Source organism: Mucilaginibacter sp. 21P (assembly GCF_019331605.1).
In the GTDB taxonomy this organism is placed as follows: Bacteria; Bacteroidota; Bacteroidia; order Sphingobacteriales; family Sphingobacteriaceae; genus Mucilaginibacter; species Mucilaginibacter achroorhodeus.
The window spans coordinates 4,073,522-4,099,996 of record NZ_CP063061.1; the positions used below are offsets into that span (position 1 = coordinate 4,073,522).

At 44.3% G+C, this 26,475-nt stretch carries 25 protein-coding genes and 3 tRNA genes; 12 read left to right on the forward strand and 16 right to left on the reverse strand.

Annotated elements, in window-relative coordinates:
* Positions 1-83 precede the first annotated feature (83 nt).
* The 5 genes from INP83_RS18185 (at position 84) to INP83_RS18205 (ending at position 7,821) form a co-directional block, all read left to right on the forward strand.
* The gene (locus INP83_RS18185) at positions 84-686 is read left to right on the forward strand and encodes a TetR/AcrR family transcriptional regulator (protein WP_219125380.1); all 603 of its coding nucleotides are present in this window, start codon (positions 84-86) and stop codon (positions 684-686) included.
* A gap of 317 nt (positions 687-1,003) precedes the next feature.
* Positions 1,004-2,131 carry an efflux RND transporter periplasmic adaptor subunit gene (locus tag INP83_RS18190; protein ID WP_219125381.1) on the forward strand — a complete coding sequence of 376 codons (1,128 nt, stop codon included), beginning with the start codon at positions 1,004-1,006 and terminating at the stop codon, positions 2,129-2,131.
* Positions 2,132-2,346: 215 nt separating this feature from the next.
* A complete protein-coding gene (locus INP83_RS18195) occupies positions 2,347-5,544 on the forward strand; it encodes an efflux RND transporter permease subunit (protein ID WP_219125382.1) in 3,198 nt (1,065 codons plus the stop codon).
* A gap of 146 nt (positions 5,545-5,690) precedes the next feature.
* Positions 5,691-7,100: an efflux transporter outer membrane subunit gene (locus INP83_RS18200; RefSeq protein WP_219125383.1), complete on the forward strand. Its 1,410-nt coding sequence runs from the start codon at positions 5,691-5,693 to the stop codon at positions 7,098-7,100.
* A gap of 406 nt (positions 7,101-7,506) precedes the next feature.
* A complete protein-coding gene (locus INP83_RS18205; RefSeq protein WP_219125384.1) occupies positions 7,507-7,821 on the forward strand; it encodes a hypothetical protein in 315 nt (104 codons plus the stop codon).
* Positions 7,822-7,903: 82 nt separating this feature from the next.
* On the opposite strand, the gene INP83_RS18210 is transcribed toward INP83_RS18205, so the two are convergent.
* The gene (locus INP83_RS18210; protein WP_219125385.1) at positions 7,904-8,956 is read right to left on the reverse strand and encodes a YafY family protein; all 1,053 of its coding nucleotides are present in this window, start codon (positions 8,954-8,956) and stop codon (positions 7,904-7,906) included.
* A gap of 16 nt (positions 8,957-8,972) precedes the next feature.
* Positions 8,973-9,467 carry a hypothetical protein gene (locus INP83_RS18215; RefSeq protein WP_219125386.1) on the reverse strand — a complete coding sequence of 165 codons (495 nt, stop codon included), beginning with the start codon at positions 9,465-9,467 and terminating at the stop codon, positions 8,973-8,975.
* 166 nt (positions 9,468-9,633) lie between these two features.
* Between INP83_RS18215 and INP83_RS18220 the strand changes: the two genes are divergently transcribed.
* Both INP83_RS18220 and INP83_RS18225 read left to right on the forward strand, forming a co-directional pair.
* On the forward strand, positions 9,634-11,088 hold the full coding sequence (locus INP83_RS18220) for an RtcB family protein (protein WP_219125387.1): 1,455 nt from the start codon (positions 9,634-9,636) through the stop codon (positions 11,086-11,088).
* 50 nt (positions 11,089-11,138) lie between these two features.
* Entirely contained in the window at positions 11,139-11,891 is a 753-nt protein-coding gene (locus tag INP83_RS18225) for a hypothetical protein (protein WP_219125388.1), read from the forward strand.
* Positions 11,892-11,948: 57 nt separating this feature from the next.
* Here the strand turns inward: INP83_RS18225 and INP83_RS18230 are convergent, their stop codons facing one another.
* Positions 11,949-12,584: a short chain dehydrogenase gene (locus tag INP83_RS18230; RefSeq protein ID WP_370630624.1), complete on the reverse strand. Its 636-nt coding sequence runs from the start codon at positions 12,582-12,584 to the stop codon at positions 11,949-11,951.
* Between the two features lie 74 nt (positions 12,585-12,658).
* Between INP83_RS18230 and INP83_RS18235 the strand changes: the two genes are divergently transcribed.
* From INP83_RS18235 to INP83_RS18245, 3 genes are all read left to right on the forward strand, one after another.
* The gene (locus INP83_RS18235; RefSeq protein WP_219125390.1) at positions 12,659-13,015 is read left to right on the forward strand and encodes a helix-turn-helix domain-containing protein; all 357 of its coding nucleotides are present in this window, start codon (positions 12,659-12,661) and stop codon (positions 13,013-13,015) included.
* 154 nt (positions 13,016-13,169) lie between these two features.
* The gene (locus INP83_RS18240; RefSeq protein ID WP_219125391.1) at positions 13,170-13,826 is read left to right on the forward strand and encodes a DUF5343 domain-containing protein; all 657 of its coding nucleotides are present in this window, start codon (positions 13,170-13,172) and stop codon (positions 13,824-13,826) included.
* Positions 13,819-14,397 (forward strand): Swt1 family HEPN domain-containing protein, encoded by a 579-nt coding sequence (locus INP83_RS18245; protein WP_219125392.1) that lies wholly within the window; start codon positions 13,819-13,821, stop codon positions 14,395-14,397. Before INP83_RS18240 ends, INP83_RS18245 begins: the two co-directional genes overlap by 8 nt.
* Before the next feature lie 64 nt (positions 14,398-14,461).
* Here INP83_RS18245 and arsB read toward each other — a convergent pair whose 3' ends face one another.
* From arsB to INP83_RS18295, 10 genes are all read right to left on the reverse strand, one after another.
* Positions 14,462-15,526 carry an ACR3 family arsenite efflux transporter gene (gene arsB / locus INP83_RS18250; RefSeq protein ID WP_219125393.1) on the reverse strand — a complete coding sequence of 355 codons (1,065 nt, stop codon included), beginning with the start codon at positions 15,524-15,526 and terminating at the stop codon, positions 14,462-14,464.
* Positions 15,526-15,942 (reverse strand): arsenate reductase ArsC, encoded by a 417-nt coding sequence (locus INP83_RS18255; protein ID WP_219125394.1) that lies wholly within the window; start codon positions 15,940-15,942, stop codon positions 15,526-15,528. Before INP83_RS18255 ends, arsB begins: the two co-directional genes overlap by 1 nt.
* Before the next feature lie 16 nt (positions 15,943-15,958).
* Positions 15,959-16,798: an arsenite methyltransferase gene (locus tag INP83_RS18260; protein ID WP_219125395.1), complete on the reverse strand. Its 840-nt coding sequence runs from the start codon at positions 16,796-16,798 to the stop codon at positions 15,959-15,961.
* Between the two features lie 32 nt (positions 16,799-16,830).
* Positions 16,831-17,160, reverse strand: coding sequence for a helix-turn-helix transcriptional regulator (locus tag INP83_RS18265; RefSeq protein ID WP_219125396.1), 330 nt, complete (start codon positions 17,158-17,160; stop codon positions 16,831-16,833).
* Positions 17,161-17,204: 44 nt separating this feature from the next.
* A complete protein-coding gene (locus tag INP83_RS18270; protein WP_219125397.1) occupies positions 17,205-18,188 on the reverse strand; it encodes an amidohydrolase family protein in 984 nt (327 codons plus the stop codon).
* 18 nt (positions 18,189-18,206) lie between these two features.
* Positions 18,207-18,725 (reverse strand): DinB family protein, encoded by a 519-nt coding sequence (locus INP83_RS18275; RefSeq protein WP_219125398.1) that lies wholly within the window; start codon positions 18,723-18,725, stop codon positions 18,207-18,209.
* Between the two features lie 319 nt (positions 18,726-19,044).
* A tRNA-Gln gene (locus INP83_RS18280) sits at positions 19,045-19,115 on the reverse strand.
* Between the two features lie 10 nt (positions 19,116-19,125).
* Positions 19,126-19,198 (reverse strand) — tRNA-Ile (locus tag INP83_RS18285).
* Positions 19,199-19,209: 11 nt separating this feature from the next.
* A tRNA-Pro gene (locus tag INP83_RS18290) sits at positions 19,210-19,283 on the reverse strand.
* A gap of 184 nt (positions 19,284-19,467) precedes the next feature.
* Positions 19,468-20,448: a DUF2167 domain-containing protein gene (locus tag INP83_RS18295; RefSeq protein ID WP_146270490.1), complete on the reverse strand. Its 981-nt coding sequence runs from the start codon at positions 20,446-20,448 to the stop codon at positions 19,468-19,470.
* 147 nt (positions 20,449-20,595) lie between these two features.
* On the opposite strand from INP83_RS18295, the gene INP83_RS18300 reads away from it, so the two are divergent.
* Positions 20,596-21,045, forward strand: a complete 450-nt coding sequence (locus tag INP83_RS18300) for a GNAT family N-acetyltransferase (protein WP_146270492.1) — start codon at positions 20,596-20,598, stop codon at positions 21,043-21,045.
* Positions 21,046-21,263: 218 nt separating this feature from the next.
* Here the strand turns inward: INP83_RS18300 and INP83_RS18305 are convergent, their stop codons facing one another.
* Together INP83_RS18305 and INP83_RS18310 are read right to left on the reverse strand one after the other, a co-directional pair.
* A complete protein-coding gene (locus tag INP83_RS18305) occupies positions 21,264-21,629 on the reverse strand; it encodes a glyoxalase (protein ID WP_219125399.1) in 366 nt (121 codons plus the stop codon).
* 115 nt (positions 21,630-21,744) lie between these two features.
* On the reverse strand, positions 21,745-22,329 hold the full coding sequence (locus INP83_RS18310) for a fasciclin domain-containing protein (RefSeq protein WP_219125400.1): 585 nt from the start codon (positions 22,327-22,329) through the stop codon (positions 21,745-21,747).
* A 209-nt stretch (positions 22,330-22,538) separates the two neighbouring features.
* Here INP83_RS18310 and INP83_RS18315 point away from each other — a divergent pair, with 209 nt between their 5' ends.
* A complete protein-coding gene (locus INP83_RS18315) occupies positions 22,539-23,144 on the forward strand; it encodes a DUF2238 domain-containing protein (protein ID WP_219125401.1) in 606 nt (201 codons plus the stop codon).
* A 66-nt stretch (positions 23,145-23,210) separates the two neighbouring features.
* Here the strand turns inward: INP83_RS18315 and INP83_RS18320 are convergent, their stop codons facing one another.
* Complete coding sequence (locus INP83_RS18320) at positions 23,211-26,348, reverse strand: efflux RND transporter permease subunit (protein ID WP_146270500.1); 3,138 nt, start codon at positions 26,346-26,348, stop codon at positions 23,211-23,213.
* Positions 26,349-26,475: the final 127 nt, after the last annotated feature.

Here is a 26,475-nt window from a genome sequence, read left to right on the forward strand (position 1 = left end):
ATTAAATGAAACGGTGTTTAATTTAACGTTGTACATTTGCTTAACACTGTTAAATAATCTAATAGGAGTAGAAAAATTAAGGCATGGCCAGCAAGGAAAGAATTGCGAGACTAAAAGAAGATACCAGGATAAACATCCTGAAGGCTGCCTTTGATATTGTAAAAACAGAAGGCTGGCAGGCATTAAGTATGCGTAAGATCGCTGATGCCATTGAATATACAGCCCCTATTATATATGAGTACTTTGCAAATAAAGAGGCTATAATATTGGAGCTTACCCGCCAGGGGTATTTAAAGTTATCCAAACAACTGCAGGAAGTAAAAGACAAACACACATCTCCGGCCAAGCAATTAGAGGATATGTGGCTTACCTACTGGAACTTTGCATTCGCTAATAAAGAGCTCTACCAGATCATGTTTGGTATTAACGCAAGCTGCAGCTGTGAAATGGTTAACAAACTACCTGAAGCCGGTTGCCCATGGGACATCATAGCCGATTCGATAGGCAAGCTCATGAAAATTGAAGATATGGACTCAGAAGTGATCTGTACTAAGTATTATACCTTTTGGTCAGTAGTTCATGGTCTGGTTTCTATCAATCTGGTAGATCGTGGTAACTCTGATGAGGTAAACAAGCAGGTACTGAGAGATGCCATCACAGGTATCATTAGGTCTATAACTCCTTAAAAAATTTAAACTTTTTGCAACATCGTTAAACAATTTAACGGTGTTAAATTGAAATTTTTAACTTAAGCAGATATGAAAACGCCATCAACAACTTTTAATATTTACTTAACACTGTTAAATAATCTATCAATGTTAACAACTTTTACGCTTAGGCACTATTAGCTACGGTGATATATACACTAAAACTTTAACATCTATTAAAACCCAACCGATTTAGCGCCATGTACTACAACAATACAAAAACAACCGACACACTATATATCAGCAGCTTTAGGGCTGCACTCACATCAAGTAAATCATCATCAAAACTCATCATTATGAAAATTATCCTAGCTGCTATAATAGCAATATCATTATTCAGCTGCTCAAGCGGGCCTCAAACGCCGCAGGCCCCGCCCCCACCGGTGCTGCCGGTAAGCAGCGTTGAAACAGGTAACGAAACAACTTACCAGGAATACCCTGCGTCTATAGAGGGTACTGTTAACGTTGAGGTTCGCCCACAGGTAAGCGGCGCTTTAGACAAAGTATTTGTTGACGAAGGTGCTTTTGTAAAAGCAGGTCAGCCAATATTTAAAATTAACGATCAGCCTTACCGCGCTGCTTTAAATAATGCATTAGCTGCACAACACGCTGCTGAAGCTGCTTATGCTAATGCGGCTTTAGAGATCGATAAACTTACTCCGCTGGTGCAAAATAAAGTGGTGTCAGACTTTCAACTTAAATCTGCCAAAGCAGCACAACAAGTGGCCAAAGCAAACATCGAATCGGCTAAAGCAAACGTTTCAACCGCACAGATCAATTTAGGTTACACACTGATAAAAGCACCTGTAAGCGGTTACATTGGTCGCCTCGAGAAAAAACAAGGTAGCCTGGTATCACCGCAGGATGTTACGGCATTGACCCAACTTTCTGATGTGCATGATGTGCATGTGTACTTTTCTTTAGGCGAAAAAGACTTTGTAGCCTTTAAACAACAATATGCCGGTGCAAGCATCCAGGAAAAACTGAAACACCTGCCTGCAGTTGGTTTATTATTGGCTGACAATACCGAATACAGCAAGCCCGGCCACATTGATATGATAGACGGACAGTTTGATAAAACTACCGGCGCTATCAGTGTAAGGGCGAGCTTCCCTAACCCGCAAGGCTTGTTGCGCTCAGGCAATACAGGTAAAGTAAGGTTAAGCCTGCCACACCCAAATGCACTGATCATTCCGCAGGATGCTACTGTTGAAATGCAGGATAAGGTATTTGTTTACGCCCTTGCCGATAGCAATAAAGTAAAGAAACTGCCTATCACCATCATTGGCACAAGCGGCAACAATTACCTGGTGAAAGACGGTGTTAAAGCCGGCGACCAGATAGTTACCAGCGGTGTTGATAAACTGCAGGAAGGTATGGTGATAAAACCACAACCTCAGGGTAATAAAGTAGCAAGCAGATAAGCAACCCACAGCTCAGAGTCAAGAAAACAAGAGACAAGAATCAGGAAAGAGAAGCAAGCAGGAAAGAAAGAGATCCAGGAAAATGAGAATCAGTAAGCAAGATAAAAAATCTTGTCTACTCACATCCTGGCTCTTGATTCCCTTCGACTAAATAGACGTGAAACAGCGTCTCTTAGCCACTGCTTTGCCCAAAAAGTTCCGCAATAATTAATAAAATGTTTAAGAAATTTATAGAAAGGCCGGTACTCTCAACCGTTATCTCTATCCTGTTGGTGATAGTTGGTATCCTTGGCCTTACCAAATTGCCCTTAGAGCGTTTCCCAAATATTGCCCCTCCGGCTGTATTGGTATCAGCTGTTTACCCAGGCGCTAACGCCGAAACCATTTTGCGTTCGGTAACACCTTCGCTTGAAGAAGCTATCAATGGTGTAGAGAATATGACCTACATGACCTCTACCGCAAGTAACGATGGTACTTTGGGTATCACTGTTTATTTTAAACAAGGCACCGACCCTGACCAGGCGGCGGTGAACGTGCAAAACCGCGTTTCGCAGGCATCAAGCCAACTACCAGCTGAGGTTTTGCAGTACGGTATCACCACAACCAAACAGCAAAACAGCTTTATCGGTGCCATGGCCATATACACCGAAGATCCTAAGAAGTATGATGCAACGTTTGTTGCCAACTACGCGCAGATCAACATTGTTCCGGAGATCAAACGTATCCCGGGTGTGGGTTCTGCACAAGTATTTGGTGGTGTTAAGGATTACAGCATGCGTGTATGGTTAAACCCAGCACAAATGGCTGCCTATAAAGTTACCCCTGCCGAGGTAATGGCCGCCATACAGGATAAAAACCTGGAAGCTGCACCGGGCCGTTTTGGCGAGCGCAGTGATAAAGCTTTTGAGTATGTAATTAAATATAAGGGTAAACTTACTAAGCCGGAAGAATATCAGAATATTGCTATTCGCGCCAACGCAGACGGTTCTGTATTGCACCTTAAAGATGTGGCACGTGTTGAGCTGGGTGCCTACTCGTACAACAGCTACAGTAACCTGAATGGTAAAGATGGGGTGATCATCGGTATCATCCAATTATCAGGCTCAAACGCCAATGAGATACAGATAGCCATTGATAAACTGATGGAGAAAGCATCTAAAAGCTTCCCTGTTGGTATCAAATACAACCAGTTCTATCGTACCAAAACCGATTTGGACGAGTCTATCAACCAGGTTGAGCATACACTGATAGAAGCATTCGTGCTGGTATTTATCGTTGTGTTCCTGTTCCTGCAAGATTTCAGGTCGACGCTTATTCCGGCAATTGCGGTACCGGTAGCCATTGTAGGTACGTTCTTCTTCATGAGCCTGTTTGGGTTCTCGGTAAACTTACTTACGTTGTTCGCACTCGTCCTGGCGATAGGTATTGTGGTGGATGATGCCATTGTGGTGGTTGAGGCCGTGCACGCCAAAATGGAGCACGACCCAAGCCTTTCGCCTAAGCAGGCAACTACCGAAGCAATGCATGAGATCACGGGCGCTATCATATCCATTACGCTGGTAATGGCAGCAGTGTTCCTGCCTGTAAGTTTCATGACGGGCTCTACTGGTATCTTCTACCGCCAGTTTGCCTTAACTATGGCTATCGCAATCATTATATCTGCAGTAAATGCGCTAACACTAAGTCCCGCCCTGGCTGCATTGTTCCTTAAAAACAATCATACCGGTGGCCATAACGCACCAAAACAAGGCTTTGTACAAAGGTTTTATGCAGGCTTTAATGGCAGCTTTAATTACATGACCAATAAATATGTTGGCGGTATCAAAGTACTTATCAAAAATAAATGGATAAGCGTTGCCGGCCTTGTATTGCTGACTGCTATCACCATATTTATGGTGAACCGCACAAAAACCGGCTTTATCCCTACGGAAGACCAGGGCTTTGTGGCCATTGCGGTATCAACACCATCAGGTACATCGCTTGCGGGTACAAACAAGATCTTTAAAGACGCAGAGGACCAGTTGAAAACCCTGCCATCTGCAAGGTTCGTTACTGCGCTATCAGGTTTCAACTTCTTAACGCAATCAAGCAGTCCATCAGCGGGTGTCATATTCCTACTGTTGAAGCCTACTGAAGAACGCGGCGAAGTGAAGAACATTGATGAGATCCAAAACATCGTTCGCGGCAAACTTGGTTCAGTTACCGGCGGTACCTTCTTCGTATTCAGTTTCCCGACCGTTCCCGGTTTCAGTAACGTGGAAGCTCTTGACGTGATGCTGCAAGACCGTACCAACGGTAAACTGGATAAGTTTAGCGGTGTAGCAAACAACTTCATTGCTAAACTAATGCAGAAACCTGCTGTGGCTTACGCCTTTACATCATACAAAGCAGATTATCCTCAGTTACAATTAGAGATCGATGACGAGAAAGCTAATCAGTTGGGTGTAAATGTGAAGGACATCCTGTCTACCATGCAGGCTTACTTTGGTACTGCGCAGGCTTCAGACTTTAACCGCTTTGGTAAATATTACCGTGTGGTTGTACAAGCTGATATTGCCGACCGCACCGACCCTACAACTATCGACCGTGTGTTTGTGAAAAACAAAGCAGGCGAAACCGTGCCTATCAACACCCTGGTAAAACTAACCCGTGTGTATGGTTCAGAGACCGCCTCTCGTTACAATCTGTTCAACTCTATCGAGGTGAACGCTATACCTAAACCCGGCTACAGCTCCGGTGACGCCATCAAGGCCATTGAGGAAACTGCTAAAGAGCAACTACCTGCTGGTTATGCCTACGAGTTCTCGGGCCAAACCCGCGAGGAGATCTCATCAGGCGGCCAGTCAGCGGTGGTATTCCTGCTGTGTCTGGTGTTTGTCTACTTCCTGTTATCAGCGCAGTACGAAAGCTATATCTTGCCATTGGCGGTTATCCTGTCGATCCCTACAGGTATCTTCGGTACGTTTGCGGTACTGGGCTTAACAGGTATTGAAAACAACATCTACGTGCAGGTAGCACTCATCATGCTTATCGGCTTGCTGGCCAAGAACGCTATTTTGATAGTAGAGTTTGCGGTGCAGAAACGCCGCCAGGGTATGAGCCTGGTTACCGCTGCCATAGAAGCTGCAAGATTAAGGATCCGCCCTATCGTGATGACCTCGCTTGCCTTCGTGTTCGGTTTGTTCCCGATGAGTATTGCAACCGGCCCATCTGCACAAGGTAACCACTCTATCAGTATTGGTGCAGCCGGCGGTATGGTGAGCGGTGTAGTGTTAGGTTTGTTCATCATCCCGGTACTGTTTGTCATCTTCCAGCATCTGCAGGAAAAAATCAGCGGTACGCCGATAGAGAAACACCTGGATGGTACCAACCAGGACCAACACGCTAAACAATTGGAACCGGAATTATCATAAATCAACTCACCCCGACCACGCTACGCTGGTCGACCCTCTCTGCTCCGCAAAGAGGGTTACAAAAGGCTAAACCCTCTTTCCGCAAAGCGGAGAGAGGGTGGTCAAGCGGTAGCGATGACCGGGTGAGTCCTCAACACAACAACAAAATGAAAAAGATATTAAGCGGGCTATTGGTATTATCACTGATAATAAGCGCCTGTAACGTTTCAAAAGACGTTAAAACACCAAAGCCTGAACTGCCTGTGGCTTTCAGGAATACAGTGACTACTGCAGATACCAGCAGCATTGCAGATATACAATGGAAGAATTTTTTTACTGATGCAACTTTGCAAAAGCTGATAGATGACGCCATCCGTAATAACTATGACCTGCAAATAGCGTTGAAGAACATTGAATCATCAAGGTTATTGTTTAACCAGATCAAGTTCAATTATACCCCGCAGGTAAACCTGAATGTTACCGCTAACACTACCCGCCCAAGCGATAACAGCCTTAACGGCTTAAGCTTAGGTCAGTTTTTAGGTGCTAAACACATTGAAGATTACGACGCTAACCTCGGCCTGTCATGGGAAGCAGATATCTGGGGCAAGATCCGTAACCAAAGCAGGGCCGCCCTGGCACAATACCTGCAAACTGCAGAAGCACGCAAGGCTATCCAGACCAACATCGTTGCTTCAGTTTCGCAAGGTTATTACAACCTGCTGATGCTGGACGAGCAGCTGCAGATTGCCAAACGTAACGTAACACTTACCGATAGCACATTGCGTATTTTAAACCTGCAATTCAACTCAGGACAGGTTACATCGTTGGCCGTTCAGCAGGCTGAGGCACAGCGGCTGGCAGCTGCACAACTGGTGCCCGAATTTGAGCAGAACATCACTATACAAGAAAATGCCTTGCGCATACTTGCAGGTGCATTACCTTCTGCAATTGAGCGTAATACCCGTTTAGATCAACTGCCAGTAGCTGAGAATGTGCCTACAGGTTTGCCATCAGCCATTGTAAGCCGCAGGCCGGATGTGCGCAGCGCAGAACTGGAACTCAATGTTGCAAATGCCAACGTGGGTATAGCTGCTGCCAATATGTACCCATCGCTTACCATTACTGCGCAGGGTGGTGTAAACTCATTCAGGGCCAGCAACTGGTTCAGCTTACCAGCTTCGCTGTTTGGTACTGTGGCAGGGGGCATTACACAACCGCTATTTAATCGCAAAAGGTTAAAAACCCAATACGAGGTTGCTAAGGTTGAGCGCGAAAGAACCGTATTACAGTTCCGCCAGTCGGTGTTGAATGCCGTTGGTGAGGTATCAGACGCGTTAGTAAAAATAGAAAAGCTTAAAGCGCAACAAGCCATCGCTGCCAACAGGGTTAACACCTTACAGCAGGCAACAGGCAACGCCAACCTGCTGTTTAAGAACGGCATGGCCAATTACCTTGAGGTGATCACCGCCCAAAGTAATGTATTGCAAAGCGAACTGGAACTGGCATCCATAAAACGCCAGCAGCTAAGCGCCGTAGCCGAGCTCTACCGCTCGCTTGGTGGTGGCTGGAAATGATCTCTTGTTGATGAGTGATCTGAGGAGCCGCTTCCCAACTTAGGTTGGGGGCGGCTTTTTTGTTGGCTTCGTCCTGTGTTATAGTGCGCTCGTAGTGCCCTACTATGTGCCTGGTTAGGCATTACTTTGGCTTAGTTTTTCTGCTTACTACCCACAAATCCCCCCTTACCAAAAGCGTTCACGTTCACGCCATGAACACTCGTGAACACCGTGAACGCTGACAGGATCTTGGCAGTGGTGCTTAGCGCGCTTGTCACGCTTGCAACAGACATAAACGGATTTTTCGCAATAGCGATGATGAGCTTGTCGAACTGCTGTTCACTTAATTAAATTCTGGTAAGGTTGGAGTGAGAGCTTTTTATTAGATAAACATACATTTGCCAATAGTCAATATTACCGCAAACCGATGACAGAAAGAAATTGGAAGCTAAAGCTCAGATATGGAAAGAAGAAAACACCGTTTTCGCATTACACTATAATTACTCCTGTCAGGATAACAGAGTATATTGAAGATTTTAAATCGGGACCCGGAACAGCTTATTTGGGCGTTAAAATTTGGGCCACAACTACCGATGAAGCCATTGAGTTAGTACAAAATATAGGTCAACAAACCGGTTATGAGATCATCGGTAAAATAGAAGTCTACGATACCGACCCATTAGAACCACCCGGAGACAATCCGTATGCTTATGGCTTTAATTTTTCTTATTATAGTTCTTAATATGGGTTATAACCCTTGATGTTATTCTTATCGAATAATAGTAGGCTTACCGGGGCTTTGATGGGCTCAAACGGCGTATTCTTTACACCGTCCCTTCCGAATCTTCGTTAATAGCCTGTATATGTACATCGTAACCATTTCTTGCCAGTTGCAGTTCTTCTTTGATGCGCTTGCGTAAACTGCGCGGACCAAGCACCCTTAGCCTTGAGCCGAACCCGAGCAGTTCGCGCTCCAATTCAAAATTTGGTATAACCCTTATGCTGAATATCTTGCCGTCCATTTCATCCGTCAAAAACTTTTGCGTGTGGTGTATCGGCTTGGTTATTACGTAAGGCGCATTGCTGTCATCTACCCAAAAAACCACTTCGCATGCCCTTTGGTTAGGGGTTTTAGTTACACCCAAAACATCGTCATAATAGGTACTCAGGTCTATCTGCCGGTTAGGGATGTACGCATCCGGATGTTCTTCAATAGTTTCTATCCTATCCAATGCCAGGTTAAGTAAAGGTTTATTGCGCGCATGCGATACCCCTAATACAAACCAGCGGTTACGATACTCCTTTAGCAGGTACGGACTAAAACAAAAGGTACTGGCCTGCCTTGCCTTAAATGACCTGTAGGTTACGCAGATGGTTTTATGCGCAACAATGGCTTTGCGGATGGTCTCAAGCCACTCAAGTCCCTTCAGATTTTCGTTCTTCTCAAAATCAATAACTGCTGGGCTGTTGGTTTTTTGCGTGTAGATCTTATCCTCCAGCTTGCTCACCATCTCGTTAAGATCGGCAAAGTGATTAAAGCCCTTAAACTGTTTCAGCAGGTTTGATACTTCTGTAAGTACCTGCATATCCTGGTGGTTAAGCGGGATATTGGTAATGCTGTAATCCTTATCGCTGTAGGTATAATACTTCTTATCAACCACAACAATAGGCGCTTCGTAACCCAGTTTGTTGCTGCGCATCATCTCAATATCGGCCTGGATGGTGCGCCGGCTTACCCCTTTGTCTATACCCTGAAACTCGTACAAGGCATCTGATACAGCGTCTATTAAGGCCTCCAGCGTCCATTTCTTAAAACGGTTGCGCAGGCAGTTATCGATAGTGCGATAGCGGATAAGGGCATTGCGGTTAACAGGCATAGTTGAGCAATTGATTTTATTGTCTGAGTCTCAGCAGAAGTACGATCACGATAATAATTAACACAAGTGGTACCAGTGCTATCGCATTCCTTTTCTTTTTGGTGTCAATTGATAATTTATAAGACGTTGAAATACCATACCTCTCCCCTATAAGACTGACAAGTTTTTCACAAGCATCATAAGCGCGGGTTTTGTTAGATAAAACAAACTCTTCGTTTACGATGAAATGAAAAAATTCTTTAGGATCAGGATCATTTTTTAGAATTACATAAACAGAAGGCTGCGGCAAAGAAGATGAACCGCGCCTTGGGTGATCTCCAATCTCAAATTGGATTTCTTTGACATCGGCAACGTTAAAAAAGGTTTTTACGTTGTCATTGATATAGCAAAAAGTTTCGCTCTGTAACGTTATCTGCCAGCGTTCTTTTCCAAACGATGCGTCATAATTACCGTAGATAGTATTTTCATCAGTCTGTATCCAACAGCCCCCATACCTTAGAATCGTTTCCACTTTAAGTTTAGTGATAGGTGTTTCACAATAATAATTAATTTTTATTGAAAATATTTTTTACTGCGCAAAAACACTGCGCACTTGGTATTTTACTTTGTATCATAATCAAGAAAAGAAAAATAAAAAACGTCTCCGCCTAACACGGGGCGGAGACAAAAAAGAGGTTATGGAAAAGGAAAAAATATCAAACGGAGAAATAAGTGCTTTAGGCATTAACGACCTGGAACTGCTGGTTGCATTTAGCCGCGTGGCTAATGGCTTGCTTAAGAACCAGGTGATGGATAAACCGCAAATACTGGCCAACCTTGAATCGTTGATCGATGACCCGATGCCGTATGCATTAAAGAAGGGTGGCAAGTTTAAGAACATTGCCGAAAAGGTTATAGACCTGAGAAAAGAGGGCAAGTTTGTTAAACAAGCGCGCAGCGTGCATGAGTTAAAAAAAGAATTAGCAGAGTTCCCGGTTTACGGGATAGAACATATTGAGGCCGGGGCGCTGGCGCAGATGAGGACGGCTATACAATTGCCAATAGCCGTTGCCGGCGCCCTTATGCCCGATGCACACCAGGGCTATGGCCTGCCCATTGGCGGCGTGTTGGCCACAACAGCCAATACCATTATCCCCTATGCAGTGGGTGTGGATATTGCCTGCAGAATGTGCTTAAGTATTTTTGAGTTGCCTGCTGCTACCATTGATACTAAACAGGATAACCTAAAAAGCTTACTGTTAAAAAACACGCATTTTGGTATGGGTAGCGAAAGCGGCGCCTATTATGATGATAGCTTGTTTGACCGTGCCGACTGGAGTGCTACCAAGCAGATACGTTCTTTAAAAAACAAAGCTTACAGGCAGTTAGGTACATCAGGCACAGGTAACCACTTTGTGGAATGGGGCGAGCTAAGCATAGCCGATGGCGCTTTAGAGGGCATACCAGGCGGTAATTACCTGGCGCTGCTGTCGCATTCCGGCTCACGTGGTTTTGGAGGAAGCATTGCCAATTATTACTCAGAAATTGCCATGAAGAAAACCAAACTGCCGCATGAGGCTAAGCATTTGGCATGGTTAGATCTGAATACCGAGGAAGGCCATGAATACTGGCTGGCTATGAATTTAGCCGGTGAGTACGCAAGCGCCAATCACCACGAGATACACAATAAGATAGCTAAAGAAATGATGCTTGAGCCTTTGGCGAGGATAGAGAACCACCACAACTTTGCCTGGAAAGAGCAGCTGGCCGATGGCACCGAAGTGATGGTACACCGTAAGGGTGCAACCCCTGCCGGCAAGGGTGTGCTGGGTATCATCCCCGGAAGTATGAGCACACCGGGCTTTGTGGTGCGCGGTAAAGGCGAAGCTACTTCTATAAATTCGGCAAGCCATGGTGCAGGGCGGGTAATGAGCCGTAGCGCGGCCTTTAAAACCATTAAACGCGACCTGGTTGTGGCCGAACTGCTGGATAAAAAGATAACCCTGTTGGGTAGCGACATTGACGAGGCGCCGATGGTGTACAAAGACATACACACCGTAATGGCTGCACAGCATGACCTGGTTGATGTGCTGGCCAAATTTCAACCGCGGATAGTCCGCATGGCTGACCCTAAGGAAAGGCCGGAGGATTGATAACAACCAAACGGCAATCTTTATTAGATTGCCGTTTTAATTTTTTAAACATGGATGCTTCGCTATCAGATTATAAATTACTTCTGCAGGCATATAGGTTAGGATTACGCATAGGTTTGATAACAAAGGCCGATGTTGTAGCGTGGGCAGACGAGATCATCATGCACACTGATGAACCGGATTATACGTTTATAGCCTTATCTATGAGCCGGGATGACAATGAGTTGATAGGGGTAATAAATCAAACCGTTCCTGAATCTGACGATCTCGTAATTACAAGAGCTTTACTTTCTGAAGTTTGGCGTAGGTTTGACAACCAGACTATCAATGTTGCCGAAGCCGTATTCTATATCGAATCTTTGCCCCGCTATAAATTAACTGATTATGAAAGCCTGCAGGCTTATGACTTGGAAGACTATGAGTTTTTGTACGGCCATGCGAACGAACCAAATTTAAAGTTCAATGTAATAAGGTTCCTTAGTATTTATCAGAGATTCAATTTTGATAATTATCCAGAATGGAATAAGCTTAGCGACGAACTAACAGCAGAGATAGAAATAAAAAAAAGCCTGGAATGCAGACATGATCTGTATATGTATCCACAACCGCAAATAATACCTGCTACACCCAAAAAGGTGAGCATTAATTTAATTGCATTATTAGCAATCTTACTGCTTTTAAGTGTAGGGTTTCTCCTGCTTACCGGCTACATCAAAGACGGTAAAGGTGAGTCACTATCTACAGTCGGAATAATTTGCATAGTTATGGCAATAGTAACCTACCGAAATTCGAAGCAAACGTAAATATCATCCAAGTACGAAGCCCTCTCCTATGCCGGAGAGGGCTTTTCTATTTGATTATTATAACACCTTATAAACCTGCCCGGTTTGTGCGCCCATTACGCTTTTAACATAGGCCTGTGCTACGCGGTGCATGGTTACCGGTATATCTCCTTTAAAGTATGGGAAGTATGCCGGGGATTCTTCTACTACACCCGGCGCTACGGTATTGATGCGGACACCGTTCTCCAGTTCGATTGCGGCGCCCCTGGCAAATGAATCTAAAGCGCCGTTTGCGGTTGCTGCGGCGGCGGCCATAGGCACGGGGTCGTCGGCTAAGCTGCCGGAGGTTAGGGTGAACGAGCCTTTTGGGTTAATGTGATGCTGACCGATGAGTACCAGGTTCACCTGCCCCATCAATTTGCTATCGATGCCTACGCGCATGCTGGCTTCGGTCATGTCTTTGAGCGAGCCGAAATGGGCATCGCCGGTGGTGCTCACCAGGGCATCGAACGGACCAACCTGCTCAAACAGTTTTTTGATAGAAGCCGCATCGGCGATGTTTATCTGGTAATCGCCGGATTTTGAGCCTACCTTAATGATCTCGTTACCCTCTGCCAGTGCGTTCACTACGTGTTTACCAATGGTGCCGGATGCACCTATCACTATAATTTTCATATGATTATTTCTTTTGTTTTTTGACAAATGTATCCCAATACTATACTTTTGTCAAGTAGTTATCTTTTTGTCTACTAATAACAATTTGGTAGTAATTGTTTGTACGTAAAGCTATGGCCGAAAATAATTTACAAAAATATCACGGAGCCGAAGAATGCCCCATTACCGCTACCATAGATGTGATAGGCGGCAAATGGAAACCACCCATTTTGTGGCTGCTGATGAGAGGCCCTTTACGTTTTGGCGAACTGCATAAAATAATCCCCGGCATGGCGCTTAAGGTACTCTCGCGCACGTTGAAGGAACTGGAAGCCGACGGCATCATTATCCGCAAGGCCTACCCAGAGATACCGCCACGGGTGGAGTACTCGCTAAGCCCCAAAGGCGAGACACTGCGCTCTATCCTCACCCAACTCTCCAACTGGAGCCGCCAACATATCATGAACCTGCCGATGGTGGAGGAAAATTGAGGTGTTGCGTTCACGCGATGAACGCTGATAGGATTTTGGCGGTGATGATGAAGCTTAATCGCATTCTTTATTAGAAAAGAGCTATGACATTTTTTTACATGCTCTTACCTATACTTTCGAATAAGTAGTTATATTTATACATAACCTTATTCAAATGGCGTCAACAACCAAATACCCTCCTTACCTAGATGCATATAACGCAGTTCCAAAAGTTTTAAATGAAATCAAAAAAGCATCTGTGCCTCCGAAGTTCACACTTGATTTTCTCGCAACCGTACTTGGCTTAGGCTCGTCCAGTTATAGAGCTATCATACCTATTTTAAAGAAATTAGAATTTTTGGATCAAGCAAGTGTTCCAACAAATTATTATAAGGAATACAGAGATGACACAAAGTCTGAAATTGTTCTTGGAAATCAAGTTAAGAAAGCCTACGCAGATTTATACAAAACAGCGGAATATGCGCATAAGCTTAATAAAGAGACTTTGATAACTAAATTAAAAACTTTGTTAGGGGTTGGTGATGACGACAAAATAATTCCTAAAGTTATTGCAACCTTTCAAGAACTTGTAAAATTATCAAAATTTGATGGCACAATTGAAACTGAAAAAATGACTAGTCCACCACCAGTAGACGAATTTGAAAAAAGAAAAGAAGAACCGATCAAAGCAACCCAAAGCACAACTATTTCCAAATTGAATAGAAGTTTAGGGATTTCTTACACAATCAACTTGAACCTACCTGCCACGACCGAAATTGAAGTTTTCAACGCAATTTTCAAAGCATTAAAAGATAATTTATTAGATGAGTGAGTTTAATAAAAAATTAGAACGGTTTGCTTTTAAAAACTTGATGTTAGAAACAGACCTCTTAAAATTGGAAGAATCAGGCATTGATATTCAACATATTGATACGATTATCAAAAAAGATATTGTTGATATCGAATTATTTGAACATGATATTTTAATGTCAGCAAGGAAAATGGCCAGGTTCTATGTTTACTATTATGCATTTGAAAACTCTATAAGAAGCCTTATATCTGGCCGTTTAGAAGAAAAACACGGTATAAATTGGTGGGACATTAAGGCGCCTGCAGGTGTCGCAAAAAACGTTGCAGAGAACCAGGCAAAAGAAAAAGAAACTGCGATGGCAATCAGATCGGATGATCCTTTGTCTTATACAAATTTTGGTGAGTTAATTGATATCATAACATATAATTGGGAAGATTTTTCAGACACTATTCGCAGTAAAAAATCAATGGAGTCTGTTGTTAGTCAATTTAGCAAAATTAGGAATGTAATCGCCCACTCTTGCGAATTGGAAGAAGATGATATAATAAGATTAAAATTATTAATCAAAGACTGGTTTCGAATTCAAAGCTAGAATCCTAACTGCATCATTTATTTAAAATAAACACTTTTTCCGCTGGCGCATGCCTGTCACACATCTACCCCTTAAATCCCCACTTCCTCCTAAACCAAAAAGCCAGTTTCACCAAGCCTATTAAGGCGGGCACTTCTACCAGCGGACCAACTACGCCTGTGAAGGCTTCGCCGGAGTTGATGCCGAATACGCCTATGGCGACGGCTATGGCCAGTTCAAAGTTATTGCCGGTTGCGGTAAAGGCTATCGCTGCCGATCGCGAGTAATCGGCCCCAAACCATTTGCCGATAAAAAAGCTGCACACAAACATCACCGCAAAATAGATAACCAGCGGTATGCTTATCCGCAACACATCCAGCGGTATTTTCAGGATCAGTTCGCCCTTTAAGGTGAACATCAGCACAATGGTAAACAACAGGGCAATCAATGTAACCGGCGAAACCACGGGCACAAAGCTGTTTACAAACCAGTATTTGCCTTTGGCCTTAATTAAAATAAACCGGCTTGCTACCGCGGCTAAAAACGGTATGCCCAGGTAAATACCAACACTTTTAGCGATATCTTTTACGGTAACGTTGATGCTAAATCCCTTAAGCCCAAACATGGGCGGCAGCACGGTGATAAACAGGTAAGCCAACACGCTGTAAAGCAAGATCTGAAAGATGCTGTTAAGGGTGATCAGTCCGGCGGCATATTCACGGTTCCCTTCGGCCAACTCATTCCATACCACCACCATGGCAATGCACCGGGCCAAACCAATTAAAATAAGCCCCACCGTGTAATGCGGATGATCGTGCAAAAACATAATAGCCAGCAAAAACATCAGCACCGGGCCGATTATCCAATTTAAAACCAGGGAAACGCTTAACACCTTCAGGTCTTTGAAAACCTCCCCTATCTTGGTATAGTCTACCTTTACCAGCGGCGGGTACATCATCAGTATCAAACCAACGGCTAAAGGAATATTGGTGGTCCCGTTTGAAAATGAACTTACAAAACCGGACGACGACGGCACAAAATAACCAATGGCCAGGCCGATAATCATGGCGCTAAAGATCCAAACGGTTAAATAACGGTCAAGGAAACTCAGTTTTTTGCGCTCTGCAGCCGGCGCACAATGATCTGGCATTAGCTTAAATACTTTTCGGTAAACGTTTTACTGTAATCTTTTATCATCCCGCGCACCTTACGGAACTCTGCCATTATCTCTTCTTCAGTGCCCTGCGCTTTAGCCGGGTCGGGGAAGTTGTGGTGTAGTTTAATGGCGTTGGTTGGGAAGTACGGGCAATTCTCTTTAGCGTTATCGCAAACGGTTATCACGTAATCAAAGGGAACATTGGCATACTCATTTACATTATTTGAGGTATGGGCGCTGATATCGATACCGTCCTCCTGCATGGTAGCAATGGCCCGCGGGTTAACGCCATGTGTTTCAATACCGGCGCTGTAAATGTTGGCTTTCCCTTTGGCGAAATGGCGCAGATAACCCTCGGCTATCTGGCTGCGGCAACTATTGCCGGTGCAAAGCACTAATATATTTTTCATGTGTGTGGTTCTTTAATTAGCAGCATCCCGGCGGGCAGCAAGCGGCATCAGCAGGTTTTTCGGCATAAACGGTAACGCTGAAAATGCCTGTGCTCCCGGCTTTAAAACTTTCAAGTTCGGCAGTACCCAGGTATTTATTCAGGATATCATCGGGCACTACAATAACCTTCTCTTTTTGTACCGTGACGTTAGTAAAGCCATTGCTTTTTATAAGGCTTAGGTAATCGTCTTTCTGAATAGCACCGGCCACACAGCCCGCATACATTTCGGCATCCCTGCGCAGCGCATCGGGCAGGTTGCCAACCAACACCACATCAGATATACTGAAGTGCCCACCGGGTTTCAGTACCCTGTAAATATCCCTGATAACGGCATCCTTATCTGGCACCAGGTTAAGCACGCAGTTGCTTACAATAACATCGGCAATGTTGGCGGTAACGGGCATGTGTTCAATATCGCCCTGCCTAAACTCTACGTTGTTGAAGCCAAGCTTTTCGGCATTGGCGCGGGCCTTATCAATCATGGCCGGGGTAAAATCAATACCTATCACTTTGCCGGTTTCGCCGGTTTCGGCGCGGGCTATAAAGCAATCGTTACCAGCACCGCTGCCCAGGTCTATCACCACGTCGCCCTTTTTTATCTTGGCAAATTGGGTAGGCAGGCCGCAGCCCAGGCCAAGGTCGGCATCGGCATTGTAGCCTTCCATCTGGGTGTAATCATCGCTCATGATGTTATAGATCTCGGTTGAGCAGCCCGTTGCCCCACAGCATGATGATGCGTTAACATCCTTATCCTGCAAGGCTATCTCGCTGTACTTTTGCCTTACAATTTCCTTTAGTTGTTCGTTAGTTTCCATCGTAATATTGCGATTAATTGTTTCAAATTTTTTTAGCAGCAGTTATTAGTGTCTTTATAGGAAGTAAAAAGCTGGTTCAGCTCGGCTTGCAGGCTTTTCCATGCTTTGGGTTCAATACAATAGCAAACACTAACACCCTCGATGGTGCCTTGTATCAAGCCGGCGTTCTTAAGTTCCTTTAAGTGTTGTGAGATGGTTGCCTGTGCCAGGCCGAGTTCGGTAACCAAGTCGCCGCAGATGCAGGCATTGGCTTTGATGAGTTCCTGCAGAATGGCAATACGTGCAGGATGCGCAATAGCCTTCAATTGCATAGCCAGCTTGTTCTGCTCCTCCGTATATATCTCTGATTTAGTAACTCCCATATCAATCGCAATATTACGATTAATATGGAAATTGCAAAATATTTTTAGCGAAGTTTTAAGATCCTGTCCGCATTGCCATGTGCAAACTTTTCAAGGTCATCTGTCGGCATATCTAACTGGTTCAGAAAATCCGTACCCATTTCATTGGTACTAAACGGATAATCTATGGAAAACATCATATTATCTATCCCGAAGGTATCCAATGCAATTTGCATAGGCGGCTGCGTAAAAAAACCGCTTGTGGTGATGTAAACCTGCTCATGAAAGGTTTCCTGCAAGCCACGCTGATTTTGACCGCCCGCACCTGGTTGAAACCCACGTTGCGACCGTACCCACATCATAGGAAGCATTTCGCCCATGTGGCCTATGATCACCTTAAGCTTTGGAAATTTATCAAACGTACCGGCGGCCAGAAGCCTAAGCACATGTATAGCAGTCTCAGAATGCCAGCCCCAACCCCAACAAGCTAATGAATTTAACGTACCTGCTACACCGCCAACATTGCTGTAGTATGCATCCATTACCGGTTGCGGTGGTATCCCGGGGTGAATATAAATGGGCACATCAAGCTTTTGTGCACACTCAAATATCGGTGCAAACTTGGGGTTATCTAAAAATTCGCCGTTGGTATGGCCCCTTATCATGGCCCCTTTAAAGCCGTATTGGGTAACGGTACGCTCTAACTCATCGGCAGCGGCGGCAGGGGCCGTCATTGGCAGATGCGCAAACGCAGCAAACCGATCAGGGTGATGGCTTATTTTTTGAGCTATCAGATCATTGTAATGCGATGCAAAACCGGGTGCCTGTTTGCTATCGAGTAAATTTACATCGGTATTTTCTACAGAAAGCACCTGCACCGTTATGCCGTTTTTATCCATCGAGGCAAGCCTATCGCCGGTTATATCTGCTAACCTGGGCATCATCTGCGCGGCTGGGCCGGATGTATCCTTAGCTGCAACAATAGCTGCCGGCAGCAACTCATTCATTTCGGGGAAAGAGATATGCTCTTCCAGTGTTACTATTCTCATTATGAATGTTATAAATTATTATGAAGTTTGCGCACCGCCGTAGCTCCTGTCATCAGCCGAAGGGCCGTATATCGACGGCACATCAATATTATTGAGGCGCATGTAAACGGTAAGCTGACCGCGATGATGCACCATGTGGTTAATGGTACTCTCTATCTGCTCGCGCTTGGTAGACTGCAGCAATATCTCACCGCTTCTTTTTAAATAAAACGGCTGTTCCAGCAAGCCGTCCTCAACATAGCTAAGCGCATTTTTAGCTTTAGCTATATTATCATGAAAATGATCTACTATTTGCTGCGTGGTTTTAGCTTCGCGATGCTGATAGGTGGCGAAATCGATTTCGCCCTGCTCAATTATCAAGGCTATCCACAAGGGTATCTCGGCAACCAACAAGGTAAGGTAACCCATTTCCATTGATCGCTCGTGCGGTTTGTAGCTATACAACTCCGGCGGAATACGCTCCAGGCATTTAAGGGTTGATGGGGTTTCCATGTCAAGCTCGTGGGCAAATTGCTGTGCAAATACTTTGTCGTTCATGGCGTTAGCGTTTTCAATGAATAACAAACAGCTTTTGCGAAAGTTTAAAGCAATTGCTTAAGAATGGGTTACATCAGGTGGATTCAGTATAAATGTTGGGAATAAAAAACAAATCGCCCGGGAGGGAAAAATGATTGTCAGCCTGAGCTTGTCGAAGGCCTATAAAGCGAAGAGTAGTTCGAAGGGCTCACCATGACATCTATCGCCGCCGCCCCATCAAAGGCAGAATAAAATAAAGATTTTTCTTTATTTTAAAACATACCTTCCCCTACCCATCTGTAGATGATTTTAACTCTAATATTGCAGATAAAAAGTTATGTTTTCCTGCATGGACTCGAACCACGATCTTCTGAACCAAAATCAGACGTGCTACCATTGCACCACAGGAAAATAGAACAAGTGGAAATAGAAGGACTTGAACCTTCAACCGGTACCGTATAAGGGTACTGCTCTAACCATTAAGCTATATTTCCTTATAAATCAGTAGGGTAACCCGGACTCGAACCGGGAGCCTCCGCATCCCAAATGCGGTAATCTAACCAATTGATATACTACCCTGAAATGGCCTGAAAACAAAAAATCCCCTTAGAAAATGTCTAAGAGGATCTCAAGTATTAAGTTATTTTTTACAATACATACCCAATCACCTCCGACTAATCGGTTGCGGCAATTGTAGTTGTATTGTTGTTGTTTTCATGATGCAATTATAAGTATTATTTTTTAAAATCAAGATATTTCTGAATTATTTTTTTTCTTCTTCCACGTCCGCTAATTCATTTAGCGGTTTATCTGCTGTTTCGCTTGCAACCCATGCTGTATTTTCATTTGCCGGTGCAGGCTCCGGTACAAATACTGGCTCTTCCTTTTTACGTCCTTTAAATAACTTGCGGAAGAAACTCCCTACCGCAACAAATGCCAGCATGATCAATTTCCAAAATTTGAGCAACAGGGCAAAGAAACCTACCTTAGCCAGTATTTTACCGGCTACAAGTCCGCCTATCGTCCAGGCAGCTACCTTATCTACGCCAGAATCGAAGTCAGTGTATTTGTAGCCATCTGCAAAGTTTACAACATTTAAAACATGCGGCACACCTGCTTTAACGGCATTTACCTCTTGCATTGTTGCTATAGCATTAAGCACCAACACTCCTTTACGGCCAAGCACACGTACGTTATAGTTAAGTGTATTTACACTATCGGCACCAAATTTAACCTCTTTTGCCCAGTGCAGGATATGGCGGTTAGCATCGTAATAAGGCTTGGCAGCCCAGCCAACCACTTCAATAGGTTGGTAACCTTCTTTGGTGCGTTCGTCATTTTCGTCAGCCGTTTCTTTCTTCAGGTTGGTTAGTAGTTCATCGTAATTGATATCATTAGCATCATCATCCTTTACATAACCGATAGCATCATACTGGATATTGAACACATAACCGCCGGTGGTTAAAATGCCCTGCTTTTCGGGCAGAATAAACCCAAGCGTCATGTTTTCTGTTTTCGGATTATTCCATAAAACGGTAAGCACTTTAAGTGCCTGTACAGAGTCGAGATATTTAAAGCCTGGTGGAACTGTAATTGAACCTACACCGTTGCCAAGCTTGATGGTACCATGTTGATAGGTGAATTTTTTTTCAAGCGAATCAATCTGGAGTTGCGCATTGTCTTGGGCTTTAGATAGCTTACAAGCAAAAATCCCAATAATTAGAATTGTGTAAAGTTTTTTCATGCAATAAGGTTTTTTTTGTTAACACGAATATAATGTATCAGGTTTATAATCAAAATACTAATATGCATTCACTTTAATTGGACAAGGGCATTCGCGATTACAAAGCCTTAGGTTTACACCATTATCTTACCTTTGTTTACTAACCATATGAACTACCACTACACCATCAAACATTTTAACGAGCTTACCACGCATGAACTTTACGCCCTGCTGCGTTTGCGTGCCGAGGTTTTTGTTGTTGAACAGAACTGCCCGTACCTTGACCCGGATAACAAGGACCAGCAAAGCCATCACCTGCTGTATTACGCCGGCGATCAGCTTGCAGCCTACACGCGTTTGCTGCCTGCGGGGTTATCTTTTGATGAAGTGTCTATAGGAAGAGTTATCACCTCCCCTGCCCACCGCGGAACCGGTGTAGGAAAGAAATTGATAGAAGCTTCCATACAGGGTTGCTATGAGCTATTTGGCCGCGAACCTATACGCATTGGCGCACAGTTGTATTTGTTGAAATTTTACCAGTCATTTGGCTTTGTGGAGCAGGGTGATGTTTACGATGAAGATGGCATCCCGCACGTGGAGATGGTGAAGGGGGTATAAAGTGGAATTTGATGTGGTTCGACAAGATCACAATGACAAGTCCAGATAATACGTTCTTCTATCATTTTAGCAAGTGTCAGTCTGAGCTTGTTGAAGACCGACCGCGCGATTAGTGGTTCAACAGCCTAACCATGACAGACATAGATGACACACTCCGACCCCTCTCGAGAGATGAATGGAAGCTGCCGACTGCAAACTTGCAACCGCAAACTGAATAACTACCCCTTAAAATGCCCTATATGCCACAGCACGCCTGACGGGTCGTGTACAAAGCATTCGTCGCCCCAGGTATCAACACGTACCGGCGACACGCGGGCGCCGGGATATTTTGATGGCAGATCAAGCGCTTTCAGTTCTTCGTAGTAGCGCTGCGCGTTATCTACTTCCATAAACAGCATGGTATTATCTACCCAATCCTGGTTATAGTATTTTTGCAGGTAAAAAGCCATATCGCCCAATTTAAAAACCGACATATCGGGTGAGATAACAAATTCCTCGAAACCCCATGCGCTGTAAAACGCGCGCGACAGATCGTAGTCCTTGGAGCCTATAAACGGCCTGATGCCTTTTGCATTGTGCTGCATAATATTTATCAATTGGTAGTAAAGTAAAGCTACGTCAATAATCTTTTAAAGCAAAAGGCCCGTTGAAAAATCAACAGGCCCTTGATGCTATAAATTAAATTTGACCGTGTACTAATTATTGCAGTACGGCATTAATACCGTTTACTACGCCGGTACCACCTTTAAGGTCGTAAAGTACAACCTGGGCGCTTTTGCCTGCTGCAGTGGTCAACTGGAGTTTTTTATCAGCAGTTACCGAAAGGGTTAGCGTTTGGCCGTCAAGCGTGGTTACGGTAGCTTTACCCTTACCCGCACTTAAGGCTTTAATTAATCCGGCTTTATCATAAGTGCCATTTACTACGTGGCCTTTTAATATAGTAGCCAATTTTGCCGGGTCTTTTTTCAAGGCATCAAGCGTACCTGCAGGCAGCGCGTTAAATGCATTGTTAGTTGGTGCAAAAATGGTATAAGGGCCACCTACTGTTAAAGCAGAATCGAGCTTTGCTTCTTTTACCAGCTCAAAAGCGGTTGAGTAATCTGAGTTACTTTGCAGGGCCTGTACAACGTTTGCTGCATCAGACTGGGCAGGTGCAGGAGTTGTTGTGGTTGTAGTAGTTTTTTTGGCGGTATCGGGCGTGGTTTGTGCGGATGCATTGTTAGCAGCAACACCTATAAATAATACAACACCCAAAGCTAAAATTGATCTTTTCGCGTAATTCATAAACTAATTCAATGTTTGGTTAATGTGTATTATTTTTTTCTATAGGCTCTACGTTTGTTCTGTTTTAACAACTGTTTAAACGCAAAAAATGTTTGTAAGATTGCCCTGCAAAGGCTTTTTAATCAAAAAACAAGTATTTAAAAACTGGTTCCCAGCAATTTACAAATGAAGTTTTTTACACTTCTCACCGCTTTTTATATCTTTCAGCAATGAGAAAGCACCTTATCCTCGTCGTACTATTTATTATCGGCCTTGCCACATCTGCCATTAAACCCCATGATTATTTCACCTGGTTGCTGGAGGTCTTTCCGGCGATAATTGGATCTGTTATATTGATACTGACCTATCAAAAATTCAGGTTTACCAGCCTTACCTATTGGTTTATTCTTTTGCACTGCTACATCCTATTTATTGGCGGCCATTACACCTATGCAGAGGTGCCCGCTTTTAATTGGCTGCGCGATGTCTTACATCAGTCGAGAAACAATTATGATAAGATCGGCCATTTTGCGCAGGGCTTTGTCCCTGCAATGATTGTTAGGGAGCTATTTGTACGCAAGAAAATAATTAACGGAAAACGCTGGCTGGCTTTTTTAACGGTATGCGTTTGTATGAGTATCAGCGTTACTTACGAATTTATCGAGTGGCTGGTGTCGGTTCTCTCAGGTTCATCAGGCGATTCCTTTTTGGGTACGCAAGGGTATGTTTGGGATACGCAATCTGATATGCTGTTTGCCACTATCGGCGCCATTACTATGGTTGTTTTGATGAGCAGCTTACAGGATAAAGCTATCAACAGACTCAAACATCAATAGAAAAAATTGCATATCCTGCCAGGCCTCGCGCCGGGGTTATTTGGATATGCAATTTCAAACAATAAACTAAGCACTCACTACACCCATCCTTTTTAACAATTTACGGTTTTCGCGACGGTGTATCAGGCGATATACCATAGCATATATCACCGGTAATATTAAGAGGGTAAGTATAGTAGAAGTTATTAAACCACCTATCACCACAATGGCAAGGGGTTTTTGGGTTTCGCTGCCAATACCGGTTGATATTGCAGCAGGCATTAAACCAATGGCAGCCATCAGGGCGGTCATCACCACAGGGCGCACACGTGATATCACACCTTCAAGTATCGCCTCGTTCAGCGGCATTTTTTCTTCAAGGTTCTTTTTAAATACCGATATCAGGATCACCCCGTTCTGGATACACACCCCAAACAAGGCAATGAAGCCAATACCAGCAGATATACTGAAGTTGATCTGCGTGATATGCAAAGCCAATATACCCCCTATCAGTGCAAATGGCACGTTAAGGATCACCAGTATGGCATCTTTGGCGTTGCCAAAGGTTACATAAAGTATCAGGAAGATAACCAGCAAACAAATAGGTACCACGCGCGATAAGGTATTAGATGCGCGGATCTGGTTCTCAAATTCACCGTTCCAGGTAAAGGTGTAGCCTTTATCGAGCTTAACGGCTTTGCCAACTTTCTGCTGCGCTTCGGCGATGGTGCTACCCAAGTCGCGGCCACGTACAGAGAATTTTACCGCTATATAACGGGTGTTGTTATCCCGGTAAATAAATGCAGGGCCGGTAAGCTGTTTAATGGTCGAGATCTCTTTGATGGATATTTTAGAGCCGTTTAAAGTTGGCACCATCAGGTTCTCGATCTTTTCCTCGGTATCGCGAAAATCTTTTTGATAGCGGATACGAACATCAAACTTGCGCTCGCCTTCGTAAAGCTCAGTTGCCGCCTTACCACCTATGGCCATCTCTATCACAGAGTTTGCATCGGCAGTAGCTACGCCATAGCGCGCCATTTTTTGCTGATCCAGCTCTATCCTAAACTCAGGCTGGCCCAAATTGCGCAGTACACCCAGGTCTTCAACACCTTTTATTTGTTTCAGTACAGCCATTACGCTGTTAGCTTTTTGGTCTAACGTTTTAAAATCAGGACCAAATATCTTCACCGCCATGGATGCAGGCACACCTGCCACAGCTTCGGCCACGTTATCGATAATAGGCTGTGAGTAGTTGAACACGATACCGGGGAACTGACTGAGCTTTTTATCCATTTCGGCTATCAGCTCTTCCTGTGTTATGTGGCGTTTCCATTCCTTCTTCGGTAAAAGGTCAACCTGTATCTGTACGTTAAAGAAACCTTTAGGATCGGTACCGTCATTGGTACGGCCCACTTGCGACATGGTTTGCCTAACCTCGGGGAAAGATCCCAGGATCTGCCGCATTTTATTGGTTACGTTAACAGATGCATCAAGCGAGGTACTCATGGGTAACTGCGCGGTTACCCAAAGGGCACCCTCGTTAAGTTGCGGAAGGAACTCCGTACCTAAAAATTTGGCTGATATAAATGTTAACGCCATAAAACCTGTTGCGCAAAGCAGGCTTAGCTTTTGGTTCTTATACGTAAAATTGAACATCTTTCGTATACCGTTCTCAAAGAACAGTACAACCGGGTTGTGTTTCTCTTTTACATTCTTTTTAAGCAGGATGCTTGATAATGCCGGCACCAGCGTCAATGTAAATATCAAGGCACCTAATAATGCAAACGCCAGCGTGTAAGCCAAAGGCGAAAACATCTTACCCTCAACCTTCTGGAAAGCGAAGATCGGGATCAAACAGGTGATGATGATCAGTTTAGAGAAGAAGATAGCCTTACCCATTTCGGCACCCACGTTTTTGAACAGGCCAAGCTTAGCTATCTTGTTGAATTTCTCCATGCCGAGCTCTTTAGCACGATGGTCTAAGGCAACAAATATCCCCTCTACCATCACCACGGCACCGTCTATGATAATACCAAAGTCAATAGCGCCCATTGAGAGCAGGTTGGCCGTCATGCCCTTTATGCGCATACATATAAATGCGAACAGCAATGCAAGCGGGATTATAATGGCCACAGTAAGTGTTGTACGCCAGTCGGCCATAAACAAGAACACGATTACCGTAACCAGTACAATACCTTCTAACAGGTTATGGATCACCGTTTCGGTACAAAAATCCATCAGGGTTGTACGGTCGTAAAAGGTATCTATTTTGACGCCTTTTGGCAGGATGTTATCGTTAAGATCTACAACTTTGGCGCGGATGCGCTGCAGTACGTCGGCTGGGTTTTCGCCCTTACGCATTACCACAATGCCTTCAAGCACATCGTTGTTCTTGTCGCGCCCTACCTGGCCTAAGCGCGGTAAACCGCTTTCTTTAACGTCGGCAACGTTTTTAACCAGGATAGGTACATTGTTAACATTCTTAACGATGATGTTCTCTATCTCGCCAATGTTATTGATCAAACCTATACCGCGCACCACAAAAGCTTGGTTATTCTTCTCAATCACATCGCCACCAACATTGATGTTGCTGCGATTAACCGCATTGTAAATGTCAAGAGACGTTAGCTCATATTTACGAAGCAACGCAGGGTTAACGCTTACCTCATAAGTTTTTTCTTCACCACCAAAGCTGTTCACATCGGCAACGCCGGGGATAGCTTTAAACTGGCGGTCTAACACCCAATCCTGTATGGCAGTAAGCTCGTGCAGGGATGCGGTTTTACTTTTAAGCGTGTAGCGATAGATTTCGCCTGTTGGGCCGTAAGGCGGCTCAATTTCCGGTTTAACACCATCCGGCAGCTCCACATTCATAATGCGGCTCATTACCTGCTGCCGCGCAAAGGCGTCGTCTACATCATCGTCAAAGATGATACGCACGTATGACAGACCGAATGATGAAGTAGTACGCAGGTTTGCTTTTTTTTGCACTGAGTTTAAAACGGTTTCCATTGGGATGGTCACCATCTTCTCTATCTCCTCAGCACTGCGGCCAGGCCATTGCGCTATGATGATGATCTGCGTATTGGTAACGTCAGGGAAGGTTTCAATAGGGGTATTTAAATAACTCCAGACGCCTAATACAGCCAGCACACCGGTCATGAAGAATACCATCGCCCTGTGCCTCAGCGAAAAGTATATGATATTTTTGATAAGCTTGTTCATGTTGAGATTTTAAGAGAAGCAGGATGTCAAGAGGCAAGAATCAGGAGAGCACTACGCTTTCCTACTTATATCTTGGATCTTGTAATCCTGATCCTATTCTTTATATCTGATTTCTTCTATCCTGAAT

Bases quoted from the DNA above. Each gene is read 5' to 3' on its own strand.
- INP83_RS18185 (WP_219125380.1), top strand. From the start codon at position 84: ATGGCCAGCAAGGAAAGAATTGCGAGACTAAAAGAAGATACCAGGATA.
- INP83_RS18190 (WP_219125381.1), top strand. From the start codon at position 1,004: ATGAAAATTATCCTAGCTGCTATAATAGCAATATCATTATTCAGCTGC.
- INP83_RS18195 (WP_219125382.1), top strand. From the start codon at position 2,347: ATGTTTAAGAAATTTATAGAAAGGCCGGTACTCTCAACCGTTATCTCT.
- INP83_RS18200 (WP_219125383.1), top strand. From the start codon at position 5,691: ATGAAAAAGATATTAAGCGGGCTATTGGTATTATCACTGATAATAAGC.
- INP83_RS18205 (WP_219125384.1), top strand. From the start codon at position 7,507: ATGACAGAAAGAAATTGGAAGCTAAAGCTCAGATATGGAAAGAAGAAA.
- INP83_RS18210 (WP_219125385.1), bottom strand. From the start codon at position 8,956: ATGCCTGTTAACCGCAATGCCCTTATCCGCTATCGCACTATCGATAAC.
- INP83_RS18220 (WP_219125387.1), top strand. From the start codon at position 9,634: ATGGAAAAGGAAAAAATATCAAACGGAGAAATAAGTGCTTTAGGCATT.
- INP83_RS18225 (WP_219125388.1), top strand. From the start codon at position 11,139: ATGGATGCTTCGCTATCAGATTATAAATTACTTCTGCAGGCATATAGG.
- INP83_RS18235 (WP_219125390.1), top strand. From the start codon at position 12,659: ATGGCCGAAAATAATTTACAAAAATATCACGGAGCCGAAGAATGCCCC.
- INP83_RS18240 (WP_219125391.1), top strand. From the start codon at position 13,170: ATGGCGTCAACAACCAAATACCCTCCTTACCTAGATGCATATAACGCA.
- INP83_RS18245 (WP_219125392.1), top strand. From the start codon at position 13,819: ATGAGTGAGTTTAATAAAAAATTAGAACGGTTTGCTTTTAAAAACTTG.
- arsB (WP_219125393.1), bottom strand. From the start codon at position 15,526: ATGCCAGATCATTGTGCGCCGGCTGCAGAGCGCAAAAAACTGAGTTTC.
- INP83_RS18255 (WP_219125394.1), bottom strand. From the start codon at position 15,942: ATGAAAAATATATTAGTGCTTTGCACCGGCAATAGTTGCCGCAGCCAG.
- INP83_RS18260 (WP_219125395.1), bottom strand. From the start codon at position 16,798: ATGGAAACTAACGAACAACTAAAGGAAATTGTAAGGCAAAAGTACAGC.
- INP83_RS18265 (WP_219125396.1), bottom strand. From the start codon at position 17,160: ATGGGAGTTACTAAATCAGAGATATATACGGAGGAGCAGAACAAGCTG.
- INP83_RS18270 (WP_219125397.1), bottom strand. From the start codon at position 18,188: ATGAGAATAGTAACACTGGAAGAGCATATCTCTTTCCCCGAAATGAAT.
- INP83_RS18275 (WP_219125398.1), bottom strand. From the start codon at position 18,725: ATGAACGACAAAGTATTTGCACAGCAATTTGCCCACGAGCTTGACATG.
- INP83_RS18295 (WP_146270490.1), bottom strand. From the start codon at position 20,448: ATGAAAAAACTTTACACAATTCTAATTATTGGGATTTTTGCTTGTAAG.
- INP83_RS18300 (WP_146270492.1), top strand. From the start codon at position 20,596: ATGAACTACCACTACACCATCAAACATTTTAACGAGCTTACCACGCAT.
- INP83_RS18305 (WP_219125399.1), bottom strand. From the start codon at position 21,629: ATGCAGCACAATGCAAAAGGCATCAGGCCGTTTATAGGCTCCAAGGAC.
- INP83_RS18310 (WP_219125400.1), bottom strand. From the start codon at position 22,329: ATGAATTACGCGAAAAGATCAATTTTAGCTTTGGGTGTTGTATTATTT.
- INP83_RS18315 (WP_219125401.1), top strand. From the start codon at position 22,539: ATGAGAAAGCACCTTATCCTCGTCGTACTATTTATTATCGGCCTTGCC.
- INP83_RS18320 (WP_146270500.1), bottom strand. From the start codon at position 26,348: ATGAACAAGCTTATCAAAAATATCATATACTTTTCGCTGAGGCACAGG.